The sequence below is a fragment of the Pseudoduganella sp. genome (assembly GCF_041914865.1).
GTDB lineage: Bacteria > Pseudomonadota > Gammaproteobacteria > Burkholderiales > Burkholderiaceae_D > Rugamonas.
Window position 1 is genome coordinate 1 of the sequence record NZ_JAYSCO010000035.1, and the last position, 13429, is coordinate 13429.

Annotated in this window: 14 protein-coding genes; 5 read left to right on the top strand and 9 right to left on the bottom strand. The window is 67.6% G+C overall.

Annotation, left to right across the window (positions count from 1 at the left end):
* Positions 1 to 154: 154 nt before the first annotated feature.
* Together ACE3TQ_RS16455 and ACE3TQ_RS16460 are read right to left on the bottom strand one after the other, a co-directional pair.
* The gene (locus tag ACE3TQ_RS16455) at positions 155 to 1708 is read right to left on the bottom strand and encodes a hypothetical protein (protein ID WP_374583366.1); all 1554 of its coding nucleotides are present in this window, start codon (positions 1706 to 1708) and stop codon (positions 155 to 157) included.
* Positions 1705 to 2568, bottom strand: coding sequence for an ABC transporter ATP-binding protein (locus ACE3TQ_RS16460; protein ID WP_374583367.1), 864 nt, complete (start codon positions 2566 to 2568; stop codon positions 1705 to 1707). The genes ACE3TQ_RS16455 and ACE3TQ_RS16460 overlap by 4 nt, the downstream gene beginning before the upstream one ends.
* Before the next feature lie 257 nt (positions 2569 to 2825).
* Between ACE3TQ_RS16460 and ACE3TQ_RS16465 the strand changes: the two genes are divergently transcribed.
* Positions 2826 to 4916, top strand: a complete 2091-nt coding sequence (locus tag ACE3TQ_RS16465) for a diguanylate cyclase (protein WP_374583368.1) — start codon at positions 2826 to 2828, stop codon at positions 4914 to 4916.
* Between the two features lie 27 nt (positions 4917 to 4943).
* Here the strand turns inward: ACE3TQ_RS16465 and ACE3TQ_RS16470 are convergent, their stop codons facing one another.
* Positions 4944 to 5237 carry a hypothetical protein gene (locus ACE3TQ_RS16470; protein ID WP_374583369.1) on the bottom strand — a complete coding sequence of 98 codons (294 nt, stop codon included), beginning with the start codon at positions 5235 to 5237 and terminating at the stop codon, positions 4944 to 4946.
* 51 nt (positions 5238 to 5288) lie between these two features.
* Here ACE3TQ_RS16470 and ACE3TQ_RS16475 point away from each other — a divergent pair, with 51 nt between their 5' ends.
* A complete protein-coding gene (locus tag ACE3TQ_RS16475; protein ID WP_374583370.1) occupies positions 5289 to 5939 on the top strand; it encodes a hypothetical protein in 651 nt (216 codons plus the stop codon).
* On the opposite strand, the gene ACE3TQ_RS16480 is transcribed toward ACE3TQ_RS16475, so the two are convergent.
* Together ACE3TQ_RS16480 and ACE3TQ_RS16485 are read right to left on the bottom strand one after the other, a co-directional pair.
* A complete protein-coding gene (locus tag ACE3TQ_RS16480; RefSeq protein ID WP_374583371.1) occupies positions 5923 to 6204 on the bottom strand; it encodes a hypothetical protein in 282 nt (93 codons plus the stop codon). The genes ACE3TQ_RS16475 and ACE3TQ_RS16480 overlap by 17 nt on opposite strands.
* A 62-nt stretch (positions 6205 to 6266) precedes the next feature.
* Positions 6267 to 6722 (bottom strand): hypothetical protein, encoded by a 456-nt coding sequence (locus tag ACE3TQ_RS16485; protein WP_374583372.1) that lies wholly within the window; start codon positions 6720 to 6722, stop codon positions 6267 to 6269.
* Positions 6723 to 6866: 144 nt separating this feature from the next.
* On the opposite strand from ACE3TQ_RS16485, the gene ACE3TQ_RS16490 reads away from it, so the two are divergent.
* Complete coding sequence (locus tag ACE3TQ_RS16490; protein ID WP_374583373.1) at positions 6867 to 7895, top strand: hypothetical protein; 1029 nt, start codon at positions 6867 to 6869, stop codon at positions 7893 to 7895.
* Here the strand turns inward: ACE3TQ_RS16490 and ACE3TQ_RS16495 are convergent.
* The 4 genes from ACE3TQ_RS16495 to ACE3TQ_RS16510 form a co-directional block, all read right to left on the bottom strand.
* Positions 7862 to 9085: a cytochrome-c peroxidase gene (locus ACE3TQ_RS16495; RefSeq protein WP_374583374.1), complete on the bottom strand. Its 1224-nt coding sequence runs from the start codon at positions 9083 to 9085 to the stop codon at positions 7862 to 7864. The two genes, ACE3TQ_RS16490 and ACE3TQ_RS16495, sit on opposite strands and share 34 nt — an antisense overlap.
* Entirely contained in the window at positions 9082 to 9441 is a 360-nt protein-coding gene (locus ACE3TQ_RS16500; protein WP_374583375.1) for a FixH family protein, read from the bottom strand. Before ACE3TQ_RS16500 ends, ACE3TQ_RS16495 begins: the two co-directional genes overlap by 4 nt.
* Positions 9442 to 9546: 105 nt before the next feature.
* Positions 9547 to 10716 (bottom strand): DUF418 domain-containing protein, encoded by a 1170-nt coding sequence (locus ACE3TQ_RS16505; protein WP_374583376.1) that lies wholly within the window; start codon positions 10714 to 10716, stop codon positions 9547 to 9549.
* A 7-nt stretch (positions 10717 to 10723) separates the two neighbouring features.
* Entirely contained in the window at positions 10724 to 11659 is a 936-nt protein-coding gene (locus ACE3TQ_RS16510; RefSeq protein WP_374583377.1) for a LysR substrate-binding domain-containing protein, read from the bottom strand.
* Between the two features lie 106 nt (positions 11660 to 11765).
* Between ACE3TQ_RS16510 and ACE3TQ_RS16515 the strand changes: the two genes are divergently transcribed.
* Positions 11766 to 12605: a phytanoyl-CoA dioxygenase family protein gene (locus ACE3TQ_RS16515; RefSeq protein ID WP_374583378.1), complete on the top strand. Its 840-nt coding sequence runs from the start codon at positions 11766 to 11768 to the stop codon at positions 12603 to 12605.
* Positions 12602 to 13420 (top strand): sugar phosphate isomerase/epimerase family protein, encoded by an 819-nt coding sequence (locus ACE3TQ_RS16520; protein ID WP_374583379.1) that lies wholly within the window; start codon positions 12602 to 12604, stop codon positions 13418 to 13420. Before ACE3TQ_RS16515 ends, ACE3TQ_RS16520 begins: the two co-directional genes overlap by 4 nt.
* Positions 13421 to 13429 lie beyond the last annotated feature (9 nt).

Genomic DNA, 13429 nt, shown 5'->3' on the forward strand with positions numbered 1-13429 from the left:
CCAGCGGCGGCAGCACCGGCGGCTGCGGCGCCCAAGCCGGCGCGTGCCGCCGCCCCGGCGCGCGCCGCACGCCCGGCCCCGCGCGCCGCGGCCCGCCAGCCTGCGGGCGCGGACGACTGGGAAGAATTCTGAAGCCGGCGCGCGGGCCGGGCGCTCAGGCGCCTTGCCTGCGGCTATAGGCTGCCGCCGCCAGCCACGCCAGCACGCCGCCCAGCCCCCACGCCGCCGCGGTGGCCAGGGTAGCAGCGCCGTTGAAGCCGACCAGGTCGAGCCCCGCCACCTTGCTGGAATTGAGCGCCACATACCAGGTGAACAGGAACAGCGCGAGGAACAGCCGCGCGCCGCGCGTCAGCCCGCCCAGCAAGGCCGCGCCGGACGCCAGCGCCAGCACGCCTGCCGCCGCAGCGGCCGCACGCGCCGGCTCGGTGGCCGCCCAGCGCAGCGCCACCAGCGCCAGCGGCGCCGCCAGCACCAGGCTCGCGCACCACTGGCGCAGGAAGCGCCGCAGCGTCCCGCCCGGCAGCAGGGCCGTCATCGCATCGGCCCCATGCTGCCAGTCGCGCGGCGCGATGGCGCACACCACCACGCCCCAGCCCACCACGCCCACCTGCATCACGCCCGCCAGTTCCGGCGCGCCGGCCAGCAGCGCCGCCGCGCCCGTCGCCAGCAGCGCCAGGGCCGCCGCCGGCGACATGGCCAGCACCAGCGCCACCTCGGCCAGCACCTCGCCGGCGAAACCCGGCACGCGCATGGCCAGCGCCGGCAAGGGCCGCAGCAGCCAGCCCACCGGGCGCAAGGCGCGCTCGGCCAGCAGCAGCAGGCGGTTGCGGCGCGCCGCACGCTGGCGCACCCGGTCCGGCGAATAGCGGTGGAACAACAGCGCCGCCGGCAGCAGCACCAGCAGCGACAGCGCCAGCGTTGCGCAGCGCAGGCCAAGCGCAGGCCAGGTCCAGTGCGACTCCGGCAGCACGAGCGGCGCCAGCGCCGCGTCGAAGCCATTCCGCCCCAGGCTGAAATTGGTCGTCCCGTAATGCTCGCCCAGGGTGGTCAGCGCCACCGACAGGCCGGAAAAATCAAACAGCATGGGCCAGGTCGCGCCCGGATGCTCCATCACCCAGGCCAGCGTCGCGAGCTGCAGGCACCACAGGAAAAAGAACAGCACGTCGCCGCGCTTGCCGACCAGCGGCCCGAGGTTGTCGAACAGCACAGCGCACGCCGCGCAATAGCTGACCAGCGGCAGCAGCATCACCGCATACTCCTGCAGGTACACCAGCAGCTGCAGCGGGCCCTCGCCGCGCAAGGCATGCAGCGCCAGCGTCGAGCACAGGTACGCCAGCACCACCAGCAGCAGGTAGGCCACCCCGCCCAGCCAGCGCCCCAGCGACAGCAAGCCGTTGCCGGCACCGGTGGCCGCGATCACCGCGCCCATGCCGCTCTCCAGGTCCTGCGCGGTGCGCCCGCGCAGCAGGTAAAAGCCGGCCAGGCCGACCAGCATGCCGGCGATGTGGGCGCTGCCGAAGGCCAGCGCCTGGCTGGTGTAGAGCACGCGCCGGTGCTCGATCACCATCAACGTGACGCCCTCGGCCGGATCGGCGATCGCCAGCCAGCACAGGCCAACCGCCGCCAGCAGCACCACCAGCGTCGACAGGCGGCGCAGGCGCAGGCGCATCTCGTTCAGCGCGAGCACGCGCAGGGCATGCCAGCTCATGCCGCTTCCGCCAGCGCATAGCGCTGCGCCATCAGGGCCTCTTCCAGGCTCGGCTCGACCGCCTGCGCGCCGGCGAACGGCAGCCCGGGGTGCGCCACCCGCAGCTGCACCTGCGCGCCCTGGCGCTGCGCCTGCAGCACATGCAGCTGGCCGCGCAGGGATTCGTATTCCGCCGCGTCCACGCTGGCTTGCCACACCTGGCCGCGCGCACGCTGCAGGATCGTCTCCGGCGTCTCGAGCGCCAGCAGGCGGCCCTTGCGCATGATGGCCAGCTGCCCGGCGATGCTTTCCACGTCGGGCACGATATGGGTCGAGACGATCACCAGCTTGCCGAAGCCCAGCTCCGACAGCAGGCGCCGGAAGCGCAGGCGCTCCTCCGGGTCCAGGCCGGCCGTCGGCTCGTCCACGATCAGGATGTCGGGATCGTTCAGCAGCGCCTGCGCAATGCCCAGGCGGCGCCGCATGCCGCCGGAAAAGGAGGCCGCCGGGCGCGCCGCGTGTTCGGCCAGGTTGACCAGCTCCAGCAGGTGGCGGATGCGCGCCGGGTCGCGCACGCCCTTCAGCGCGGCAAAGTACTGCAGGCATTCCAGCGCCGACAGGTTGGGATAGACCCCGAACTCCTGCGGCAGGAAGCCCAGCCGGCGCCGCATCGCATCCGGCGTGCGCACGATATCGGCGCCGTCGAACAGGATGCTGCCGGACGTCGGCCGCGCCAGCGTCGCCACCAGCTGCATCAGGGTGGTCTTGCCGGCCCCGTTATGGCCGACCAGGCCGACCACCCCGGTGCCCAGAGTCAGCGACACATCATCCACCGCCTTCAGCTCGCGGTAGGCCTTGCAGACATTGCGCAATTCAAGCATGCGATCATCCCCCTTTTTATCAATGGGGCAACTGTAGCGGCCCGCGCCGGGCGGCGCAGCCGCGCTGCGACGAACGGTCGTTTCCGCCGGACGAATTGCATTAGTTTGCAACTAGTTTCACTAGTGGAAATTCCACTTGCATTTTCCCCACAGTTATCGCCGCTTCCAGGCAAATAGTCAGGCATAAAGCGGCTTTCCCGCCTGCAACAGGCATATAATGGGTCGCACACAACGCTCACGCCACACCAAGGACCCAAGTGCCAGGCTTTCCGGTTTCGACCATTACCAAGCGCCTCCACCAGCTGCTCGGCGCCTGCCTGCTTGCGCCGCTGTTTGCCCTGGCCCAGTCGCCGCTCGATGCCGACATCGCCCAGATCCGCGAGCAGGTGCGTTTCGTCCCCGAGAAGGCGCTGGTGCAGCTGCAGCAGATGGAAGCGCTGGCGCGCACCGCCCCGCCCCTGACCCGCGCCGAATTCCTGTCCCAACTGTCCCTGACCCACCGCAGCCTGGGCAAGTTCGACAGCGCCCTGCTGCTGGCCGAAGAACTGCATGCCTACGGCCGCGCGCAGGACAACAAGATCATCATCGCCAAGGGCCTGCTGACCAAGGCCTATGTGCGCTCGGCGATGAACGAGCGCCAGCTGTCGCACGAACTGGCGTTTGAAGCGGAAAAGCTGGCCAATGCCACCGGCGACCTGGTGCTGCGGGTGCAGGCCACCATCACCGCCGGCCAGAGCTACGCCGAGCAGGGCAACTACCCGGTGGCGCTGAACCGCCTGCAATCGGCCGTGGAGCTGGCGCAGAAGGTCAGCGACGACAGGGTGCCGCTGGCCAGCGCCCTGAACGCCCTCACCCTGCTATACACCCAGATGCGCGAGTACGACAAGGCGTGGGAAGCGCTGGCCGAGACCTTCGAGGTGTCGGAAGCGCTGAACTCGCCCGGCCGCATGTCGATCGCCAACAACACCGAATACGGCCTGGCCATCGACACCCGCCAGTACAAGCGCGCCATGCGGTCGCTGCTCAACAACCTGGAGCTGACGCGCAAGATCGGCGCCAAGCGCATGATCGCCACCACGCTGGTCAACCTGTCCGACATCAATCTGAAGCTGCACGAATTCTCCACCGCGCTGCGCTTTGCCAACGAAGCCGCCGCCGCCGCGCGCGAAGCCAGCGACGACAGCGTGGAGGCCACTTCCCGCATCAACGCCGGCCAGGCCTATATGGGCACCGGCAAAGTCGCCGAGGGCAAGAAGGCCTTCGCGCAAGGCATGGCCTACTTCGAGAAGACCGGCGACAAGCCCGAGCTGCAGGCCCTGCTGACCGAATACGGCCAGGCCCTGGAACGGGTGGGCGACTACCAGGGCGCGGTGCAGGCCTACCACCGCGAGCGCGCCATCTCGAACGAGCTGTTTGAAGCGCAGCGCAAGAAAGCCATGTGGGAGCTGCAGGAAAAGTACGACACCGAAAAGAAAAAGCGCCAGATCGAATCGCTGTCGCACGAGAACGAGGCCAAGAGCGCCGAGCTGACGGCGCGCCGCCTGCAGCAGCGCATCTGGTGGCTGCTGGCCGTGGTGTTCGCGCTGGCCGCCGTGATCGTCGGCCTGCTGTACCGCAAGGTGCGCCAGGCCAATGCCCAGCTGGAGGTGAAGAACCTGGAGCTGAAGGCGCAGTCCTCGCTCGACCCGCTTACTTCGCTCTACAACCGGCGCCACTTCCAGGAATACATGCGCACGCACAACCAGGTGGAGCGGCGCGGCGCCAACGGCGAGGATATCGTCGGCGCGCTGTTCCTGATGGACGTCGACCACTTCAAGCACGTCAACGACACCTACGGCCACGCCGCCGGCGACGCGGTGCTGAAGATGATCGCGGAAAGCCTGCGCGTGGCGCTGCGCGAGACCGACATGATCGTGCGCTGGGGCGGCGAGGAATTCCTGGCCTTCCTGCCGGCCATCCCGCGCAACGGCGTGGACGAAATCGCGCGCCGCATCCTGGGCTGCATCTCGTCGCAGCCGGTGCCGTTCCAGGACCACCTGATCCACGTCAACGTGTCGGTCGGCTTCGCCCCGTTCCCGCTGGCGCCGGGCGGCACGCCGCTGCCGTGGGAGCGCGCCGTCAACCTGGTGGACATGGCGCTCTACCTGGCCAAGGCCCACGGCCGCAACCGCGCCTACGGCGTGCGCGGCTTCGAGAACTTCGAGCAGACGTCGATGGAAGCCATCGAGCAGAACCTGGAACAGGCCTGGCGCGCCGGCTATGTCGACCTGACCCTGGTGCTGGGCGGCGCGCCCGACGAGCCGCCGCCCTCCAACGTGGTGCCGCTCAAGGCCAAATCGGGCAACTGACGGCGCTGGTGTTGCGTGCGAGGCGCGCTAGTCCTTGCCCTTGCGCGCCTCGCGCGCCGACTCCTGGATCTCCTTGCCGGCCTGCTCGACCTTCTCGCCGATCTTCTCGGTCGCCTGGTTCAGCTTTTCGCCCGCCTGCTGCGCCGCCGCGTCCAGCTTTTCGCCGGCCTGCTCCAGCTTCTCGCCGGCCTTCACGGCCGCCTGGTCGATCTCGCGCCCGGCCTGCTCGGCCGGCCCGATGCGCTTGTCCTCCGGCTTCTGGCAAGCGCTGGCAGCCAGCAGCAGGCAGCCCGCCAGCAGCACCCTGGTCATGCTTTTCATGGTCTCTCCTTTCCGTAAAGCATAAACAAAATCTTACGCTAGAATACCCGCATGGACGCGCACATTCCCATCCTGAAGCGGGCGGGCATGGTGCTGGTGGTGCTGGGCGCCTGCGACCTGCTGGCCATGCGGTCCGGCCTTTCCCTGCCCGGCGCGGCAGCCGGCATCGGTTTGCTGTGCGGCAGCCTGCACGTGGCGTCCGCCGTGCGCTGGCTGGCCGTGTTTGCCCTGTTCTCCCTCGGCGTGATGCTGCTGGCCTGGCCCCTGCTGCAGCCGGTCGACCTGACCCTGACCCAACTCAAACTGCAACCGCGCATGCTGCCCGCGCTGGCTGCCAGCGCCACCTGGCTGGTGCTGCTGCACTGGCTGTACCGCACGCTGGGCGCGCCCGCCGTGCTGGCCGCGCGCCGCGCCGCCGGCCACAAGCCGCGCCATATGGGCCTGCCGGCCGCCGGCGGCGCCGTGCTGTCGCTGCTGGCCTGCCTGCTGCTGTTCCAGCTGCTGAACGGCGAAGCGGCGCAGCGCGCGCGCCGCGCCGCCGAGCGCCAGTTCGGCCCCGACTACCGCTATCACGTGGCCGCGCTGCGCGTCTCGGACGGCGCCGGCGGCAAGCGGGTGGAGGGCCTGGTCATGGCCTGGAATGGCAGCGAAATCCGCAACATCCCCGTGGCGTGGCAGGAAGACGCTAGCGGCGGCCGATAAGCAGGGCGCCGACCAGCGCGGCCAGGCCGAAGACCAGCAAGGTGCTGGACAAGGCCAGGTTGAGGAATTTGGACAGGTTGAGCACCCCGAGCGCGGCCGCGCCGAGGAAGGCCATGGCGCAGAACATCAGCCAGCCGGCGGTCTCGGCGGCCGCCATTTCGGCGCCGTGCGCGCGGGCGTGGCGCCGGAAAATGTGGCGCAAAGCGTTGGATGCCAGCAACAACAAGAGGAAGACGCCAGCGGCGGCGAACAGGCTGTCCTGCATTTTGCCCTCCATCCCGGCCGGCACGATGCGCGGCCCCTGGAGGCTAATGGTAGCACCGCGCCTTAATCGGCGACGATCTTTTTCGGCGGCGGCGGCGGGGCGAAGGCGACGGTATCGCCTTCCGGCGCACTGTCCTGCGCGTCCGAGAACTCCAGCCAGCGGTCAAGGCTGGCGCGCCGGCGGATGCTGATGCCCTTGGTGCTGATGTAGCCGACCTGTTCGAAATTCTCCGGCTTGCACACCATCTTCGAGGTGGTGGGCAGGTTGTCCAGCAGGCGGTCGTACGCCTTGCGCGCCTTCTGTTCCCACTTGGCCAGGGTCGGCTCGTTGAAGCGGTTGCTCTCGTAGTAGATGGTCAGCGTGTGGTCATGGTTGCCAAAACCGACCACGGCCGCCCCCTTGCGCACGGCGGCCAGGATATCTTCCTTGATATTGGCGGTAGGGACGAAGACCGCCGCGCGGCTGTCCTCCTTGTCGGGCCGCTGCAGCGGCAAATCCTGGCCAAACTGTACACCCATTGCTGCTCCCCGCAAGATGGTGGTCCGGGCGATAAAAAAGTTTCTTCCCGGCTATATTTGTCCGATTCTACATCGGCCCCCTTCCCGGTACAAGCGGCGGCACGCCGTATAATGCGCAGGCCTCATCCTCTTTATAGCCGCAAAATGACGCCTTTTCCACCTGCCGCATGGGATTCCGCCGCCCGCCATGTGCGCGACCTGCTCGCCCACGCCATTGAATACGCCCCGCCGCAACAGGCTTTAGTGGTTTTCGACCAACGCAGCGCGCTGTCCGAAGTGCTGGCGGCGGCCTACCGCGCCGCCCTGCCGGCCGGCCGCTTCATCGATTTCGACACGGTGCAGCCGGACCAGGTGCTTGCGGCTTTCGAGCAACTACAGGCGGGCGACCTGGTGGTGCTGGTGCAGACCACCAGCTTCCGCCTGAACGAATACCGCATCCGCATGGAGCTGTTCAAGCGCGGGCTGAAGGTGATCGAGCACATGCACCTGTCGCGCATGCCGGGCGAACAAGGCCTGGTCTACATCGACGCCCTGGCCTACGACCCGGCCTACTACCGCGGCGTGGGCCACGCCCTGAAAGCGCGCATCGACCGCGCCCGTAGCGGGGTGGTGGAAAGCGGCGGCGAACGGCTGGTGTGGGCCTCGCCGTTCGAGGAAGCCAAGCTCAATATCGGCGACTACAGCGCCATGAAAAACGTGGGCGGCCTGTTCCCGATCGGCGAGGTGTTCACCGAGGCGCAGGACCTGGAGTCGGTCAACGGCCGCTGCAAGGTGTTCGTGTTCGGCGACACCACCTTCCACGTCAACCGCCCCGCCACCCCGATCACCATGATCGTGGAAAAGGGCCGCGTGGCGGGCGCCGAAAACAGCACGCCGGAATTCGACAATATGCTGTCCATCATCCGCGCCCACGAAGGCGAAGTGTGGGTGCGCGAGCTGGGCTTCGGCATGAACCGCGCCTTCTCGCGCGAGCGCACGGTGGACGATATCGGCACCTACGAGCGCATGTGCGGCATCCACCTCTCGCTGGGCGCCAAGCACGGCCAGTACCAGAAGCCGCAGTTCAAGCGCAAGGACGCCCGCTTCCACGTCGACGTCTTCGTCCAGACCGACGCGGTCTACCTGGACGACGACCAGATCTACCGCGATGGCGGCTGGGTGGCCGGAAACTGATCCGGCGCCGACAGGGTGGCCAGGAATGCGGCCATGTCGCGCACGTCCTGCTCGCCCAGCTTGAGGCGCTCCAGCTCGGACTTGCCGATCTTCGCTTTCGGCGCGGCGCGGTAATGCGCCACCACCTCGGCCAGGCTGCCGACCTGGCCGGCATGCATGTACGGCGGGCGCAGCGCCACGTTGCGCAGGCTTGGCGTCTTGTACGCGCCCTCCAGCGCAGGCCCGTCGGCGATGAAACGCAGCTCCCCGCATTGCTCGGGTTTGGCGTCGCTGAACGGGCCCAGGCAATTGAATTCGTCCGCCAGGACCTTCGCGATGCCGGCGCGGCGGCCCAGCACTTGCGGCATTGGACCGTGCGGCGCGATGCCGGTGTTGTGGAACTGCTGGTCCGTCAGCATTGGACCGGCATGGCATGTCACGCAGCGGCCAGCGCCGATAAAGAGCCGCAAGCCATTCTTCTCAGACACGGTGAGCAGCTGTTCCGCCGACTTGTCCCCCGCCAGCACGCCATCGATGTAGCGGTCCAGCCGCGACGCCTTGAATTGCAGCGTCTTCTCATACGCCGCAAGCGCCTTGCCGATATTGGCGAAAACGCGCGACACCTCTTGCTGGGAAGCCTTGTCCATGGCCTGCCATGCGGCTTGCTGCTGCGGCGTGCCGAGCGGGCTCGCATCTGACGGCAGCTTCCGCAGGTCCGGCAGCAAGCCAAACAGCGCCTCATACTCGTTGCGATAATGCTGCTGCACCACACGTGCAAAGGCCAGTCGATTTCCGCCATGTTCAGCCGCGTCCTCCAGCGGGCCAAGCGCCTGCGCCCAGAGACTGTCCTTTCGCCCATCCCAGAACAGGAAGGCGCTGTAGCCGCTTCCCGTCACCGGCATGGTGCGCCGGATCCCCGTGCCAACACCCTGCCCGACCGCCCGGCCATCCTGGAACTGCTGTTTCGGATCATGGCAGCTGGCGCAGGACACCTTGCCGTTGCTGCTCAAGCGCGGATCAAAGAACAACTGCCTGCCGAGGGCAACCGCCTGCGGCTTGCCTTCCACGCGGTTGGAGGGATCGGCCGGTACCGGCGGCAGTTGGCTGAGACGAAGCGTCGCCAGGATGGCGCGCTCGTTCCCGTTCCAGTCGGCGGCAACGGCGCTGGCCGCCATTACTGCGGCAATACAGAAGAAGACCAGGCGCCTCATGGCAGCACCAGGTTAAAGGTCACCTGGTCGGGTCCCGGTGCGGCATCGATGCTCAACTTGAGTTCCCACCAGCCGGACATGCTGAACTTTACGCCTTCCAGCAGGTAGCGCCCCTCGCCCAGCTCCTGCGTCACGCGCGGCTGCGTCGGCAGGCCATGGTGATGCTGCGGCATGCCGCCGTCGACCACGAACCTGGCGCCGGTCACCGGCAGCCCGGACGGCCGCTTCAGGCTGACTTCCCAGGCATGCAGTTTGCCGAGCAGCACCGGCTCCGCCACCGGCTTCACCTGCACCGAATAGCGGCGATCAAGCGTGGTACGCTCGCGCGCCAGATCCAGCCCGCTTGGCGGCGACATGCAGCCGCTCAACGCCAACATAGCCACAAAAGCAAACATACGGAACATACAATCCTCCTTCAAAGTCGTGATGGGAGGACTGTAGACTTTGCTATCGTGGGAAGGTCAAGCGTTGTTCGGGGCCGCGCTTCGCCACGTCCAGTTGGTGATTGACCTGAGCAGCCATTCGGCGGGGCCGTAGGTGTGGCGCTTGAGCCACCACGTGCTGAGGGCCATTTGCGTGAAGTAGATGGCAAACACCAGGGCCATCACCGCCAGCGGCGGCAGCTCGTCGCACAGGCGCAGCCCGTAGCCGGTGAACAGCAGGGCCATCACCACCGACTGCATCAGGTAATTGGTCAAAGCGATCTTGCCCATCGGCGCCAGCGCCGCCACCAGGCGCGCGCCGCAGCGGCCGTCGAACAGCATCAGCAGGCCCGCCACGTAAGCGGCGGTGAGGAACGGCGCCGTGAGGTAGCTGAGCGCCGTGGCGAACATGGTCATCGCACCGCCCGGATCGTACTCGGAGGCCGCCGCATACAGCGTCGCCCCCGCCAGGCCAACCGGCAGCCCCACCATCAAGACGCGCGGCAGCAGGTGGCGGAAGGCATCCACATGCGCAAACAACTGCACACGCCCCGCCGCGCGGCCGAGCAGGAACATGGCCAGCGCGCTCGGTCCCTGCGCGAACAGCAGCAAGGCCACGGTCGACGGGAATTCGCTGGCGATGTACGCCTGCGACGCACGCCAGTCGCCATGGAAGGCCGCCAGCTTGGCCAGCGCCGGCCTGGCATCGGCCTGCATGCTTTCCGGCGCCAGCATCACCACGGCGCCGAGCAGCGCCAGCATCAGCGCCGACAACAGCAGCAACAGCACAGCCCAGCGCACCGCGGCGCGTTGCGAGGCGCTCCACAGCACCAGCACGAAACTGAGCAAACCGTACAGGTGCAGGATGTCGCCGTAAAACAGGAAGAAGCCATGCAGCACGCCCAGCGCCAGCAAGCCGCAAGCGCGCCGCAGCATGCGCGGGCGGAATGCCGCCCCGGCCCGCTCCGCCGCCGCCATCTGCAAGGTGAAGCTGTAGCCGAACAGGAAGGAAAACAGCAGGTAGAACTTGGTCTCGAACAGCAGCGCCTCGACGAAGCGCACCGCCAGGTCAAGCCCGCCGGCATAACGCGGGTTGTTGATGCCGACCGCGAAATAAGGATCGGCAAAAGCCCAGATGTTGACGGCCAGGATGCCCAGCAGCGCAAAGCCGCGCAAGGCGTCGACATTATGGAGGCGGAATTGGTTCATCCCGCGATTATATATTTTGCAACCCAGCCTCCGCCAGCGCCTTATCCCAAGGCGGCACCGGCTGGTATTCCGCCACCAGGAAATCGATCAGGGCCCGCACCTTGGGCGAGAGCTGCCGCGTGGCTGGATACAGGGCGCTCAGGTGGTTCAGCGGCAGCTCCCAGTCCTGCAGCACCGGCACCAGGCGCCCTTCCAGGATTTCGCGCCAGGCCAGGAAAGTAGTGCTGTAGACGATGCCCAGGCCGCGCAGCGCCGCATGCTGCAGCACCAGCCCGTTGTTCGCCGTGAAGGCGGGCGTCACGCGCACGGTGGCCTGCTCCTCGCCGCGCGAGAAATGCCAGGCCACGCCGCCCGTCAGGTGGCTGAAGTGCAGGCACTGGTGGCGATGCAGGTCGCCCGGCGTCTCGGGCCGGCCAGCGCGCGCCAAATAGGCCGGCGACGCGCACAGCACGCCGCGGCAAGGCGCCAGCGGCCGGATCGCCAGGGCCCGGCTGTCCGGGATGCCGCCGACGCGGATGGTCAGGTCAAAGCCATGCTCGATCGGATCGAGCAGCGCGTCATCCACGTGCAGCAAGGGCGCCAGCTGCGGGTGCGGCAGGCTGAAACGAGCCAGCGCATCGGCCAGCCACTCGCTGCCGAAACTGGACGGCGCCTGGATGCGCAGCGGCCCCGCCAGCTCGATCCCCGCGTGCGTCACCACGCGCGCCGCCTCCTGCGCCTGCAGCACCGCCAGCGCGCACGGTTCCAGGTAGGCCTGGCCCGCGTCGGTCAGGCTCACATCGCGCGTGGAACGGTGCAACAGGCGCGCGTTCAGCTTTTCCTCCAGCGCGAGTACATGCTTGCTCACCATGGCGCGCGACATGCCCAGCCGGCGCGCCGCGCCGCTGAAGCTGCGCTGGCGCGCCACCTCCACGAAGATTTCCATTGCCCTGAGCTGGTCCATGGTGTCGATTGTCTCCATTTTGGAGACAATGTGTCAACCGTTTGCGCATTGTTCACAACCAATCGCCTCCTTACAATGACCTGTATCAAGAAAAGGAGAGCTGCACATGCTGACCGACGCCCAGAAGGCCCAATACGCCAAGGATGGCTTCATCGTCATCCCCGGTTTCAAGACCGCCGCCGAAATCGCCGCCCTGCGCGCCCGCGCCGCCCAAGTCGTGAACGACTTCGACCCGACGGTGGCGCAAGGCATCTTCACCACCAGGGAGCAGGAGAAGAAGGCCGACGACTACTTCCTCGGCTCCGACAACACCGTACGCTGCTTCTTTGAAGAAGAAGCCTTCGGCCCGGACGGCCAGCTGAAGCAAGCCAAGGAACTGTCGATCAACAAGATCGGCCACGCCATGCACGACCTGGACCCGGCCTTCCGCGCCTTCACCGCCGACGCCCGCCTGGAGCAGATCGCGCGCGACATCGGCCTGGCCGAACCGCAGGTCTGGCAATCGATGTACATCTTCAAGCAGCCCGGCATCGGCGGCGAAGTGCGCTGGCACCAGGACGCCACCTACTTCGACACCACCCCGGTCAGCGTCACCACCTTCTGGTTCGCGCTGGAAGACGCCACCCTGGAAAACGGCTGCATGTGGGCCGAACCGGGCGGCCACCGCTCGCCGCTGCGCGAACGCTTCGTGCGCGAAGGCGACCAGGTGCGCGTGGAAAAGCTGGACAACACCCCATGGCCGACCGACGCCACCGCCGTGCCGCTCGAGTGCAAGGCCGGCTCGCTGGTCTGCTTCCACGGCCTGCTGCCGCACTACAGCGCCCCGAACCGCTCGCCGGTCTCGCGCCACGCCTACACCCTGCACGTGACCGACGGCCGCACCGAATACTCCAAGCGCAACTGGATCCAGCGCGACGCAACCTTCCCCGTGCGAGGCTTCCTGTGAAAATCAGCATCTTCGCGCCGCACTGGGGCAGCAACGACCTGCCGCCGGACGTCTTCATCGCCAAGGTCAAGGAGGCCGGCTTCGACGGCATTGAAATGTCGCTGCCGCTGGACCGCGCGCAGCGCGACAACTGGGCCTACAAGATCGCCAACGCCGGGCTGGATTTGATTGTCGCGCAATGGGAGACAGTGTTCCACAGCGACTTCGCCGCCCACAAACAGGCGCTCGGCGAACTGCTGCGCAACGCCTGCGAAGTGCAGCCGGTGCTGGTCAACTCGCACACCGGCAAGGACTGGTACACCCCGCAGCAGAACGAAGAGCTGATCGCCCTTGCGGCCGACATCTCCAAAGAGTACGGGGTGCCGGTGGTGCACGAAATCCACCGCAGCCGTTTCAGCGGCCACCCGATGCTGCTGCTGCCCTACCTGGAGCGCCTGCCGGCGCTGCAACTGAACGCCGACCTCTCGCACTGGTGCGTGGCCTGCGAATCGCTGCTGGAAGACCAGCCAGCCACGCTGGACAAGGTGCTGCCGCGCGTACGCCACATCCACGCCCGCGTCGGCCACCAGCAAGGCCCGCAGGTCGCCGACTTCCGCGCACCGGAAAACGCCGACGCGCTGAAAGCGCACCTGGCATGGTGGGACCGCATCATCGAGCTGCGCCGCGCCGACGGCGCCCAACGCATGACGCTGACGCCGGAATTCGGCCCGGCGCCGTACACCTACACCCTGCCCTACACCGGCCAGCCGGTCAGCAATGCGTGGGATCAGAATGTGGCGATGCTGAAGCTCTTGCGCGAGCGGTACTGCCAGTAAGCCTGCAAG

Excerpts from the sequence above, each read along its gene's own strand:
- ACE3TQ_RS16495 (WP_374583374.1), bottom strand. The coding sequence starts at position 9,085 with ATGAGGCGCCTGGTCTTCTTCTGTATTGCCGCAGTAATGGCGGCCAGC.
- ACE3TQ_RS16515 (WP_374583378.1), top strand. The coding sequence starts at position 11,766 with ATGCTGACCGACGCCCAGAAGGCCCAATACGCCAAGGATGGCTTCATC.
- ACE3TQ_RS16510 (WP_374583377.1), bottom strand. The coding sequence starts at position 11,659 with ATGGACCAGCTCAGGGCAATGGAAATCTTCGTGGAGGTGGCGCGCCAG.
- ACE3TQ_RS16480 (WP_374583371.1), bottom strand. The coding sequence starts at position 6,204 with ATGCAGGACAGCCTGTTCGCCGCCGCTGGCGTCTTCCTCTTGTTGTTG.
- ACE3TQ_RS16490 (WP_374583373.1), top strand. The coding sequence starts at position 6,867 with ATGACGCCTTTTCCACCTGCCGCATGGGATTCCGCCGCCCGCCATGTG.
- ACE3TQ_RS16475 (WP_374583370.1), top strand. The coding sequence starts at position 5,289 with ATGGACGCGCACATTCCCATCCTGAAGCGGGCGGGCATGGTGCTGGTG.
- ACE3TQ_RS16455 (WP_374583366.1), bottom strand. The coding sequence starts at position 1,708 with ATGAGCTGGCATGCCCTGCGCGTGCTCGCGCTGAACGAGATGCGCCTG.
- ACE3TQ_RS16505 (WP_374583376.1), bottom strand. The coding sequence starts at position 10,716 with ATGAACCAATTCCGCCTCCATAATGTCGACGCCTTGCGCGGCTTTGCG.
- ACE3TQ_RS16460 (WP_374583367.1), bottom strand. The coding sequence starts at position 2,568 with ATGCTTGAATTGCGCAATGTCTGCAAGGCCTACCGCGAGCTGAAGGCG.
- ACE3TQ_RS16470 (WP_374583369.1), bottom strand. The coding sequence starts at position 5,237 with ATGAAAAGCATGACCAGGGTGCTGCTGGCGGGCTGCCTGCTGCTGGCT.
- ACE3TQ_RS16485 (WP_374583372.1), bottom strand. The coding sequence starts at position 6,722 with ATGGGTGTACAGTTTGGCCAGGATTTGCCGCTGCAGCGGCCCGACAAG.
- ACE3TQ_RS16500 (WP_374583375.1), bottom strand. The coding sequence starts at position 9,441 with ATGTCGCCGCCAAGCGGGCTGGATCTGGCGCGCGAGCGTACCACGCTT.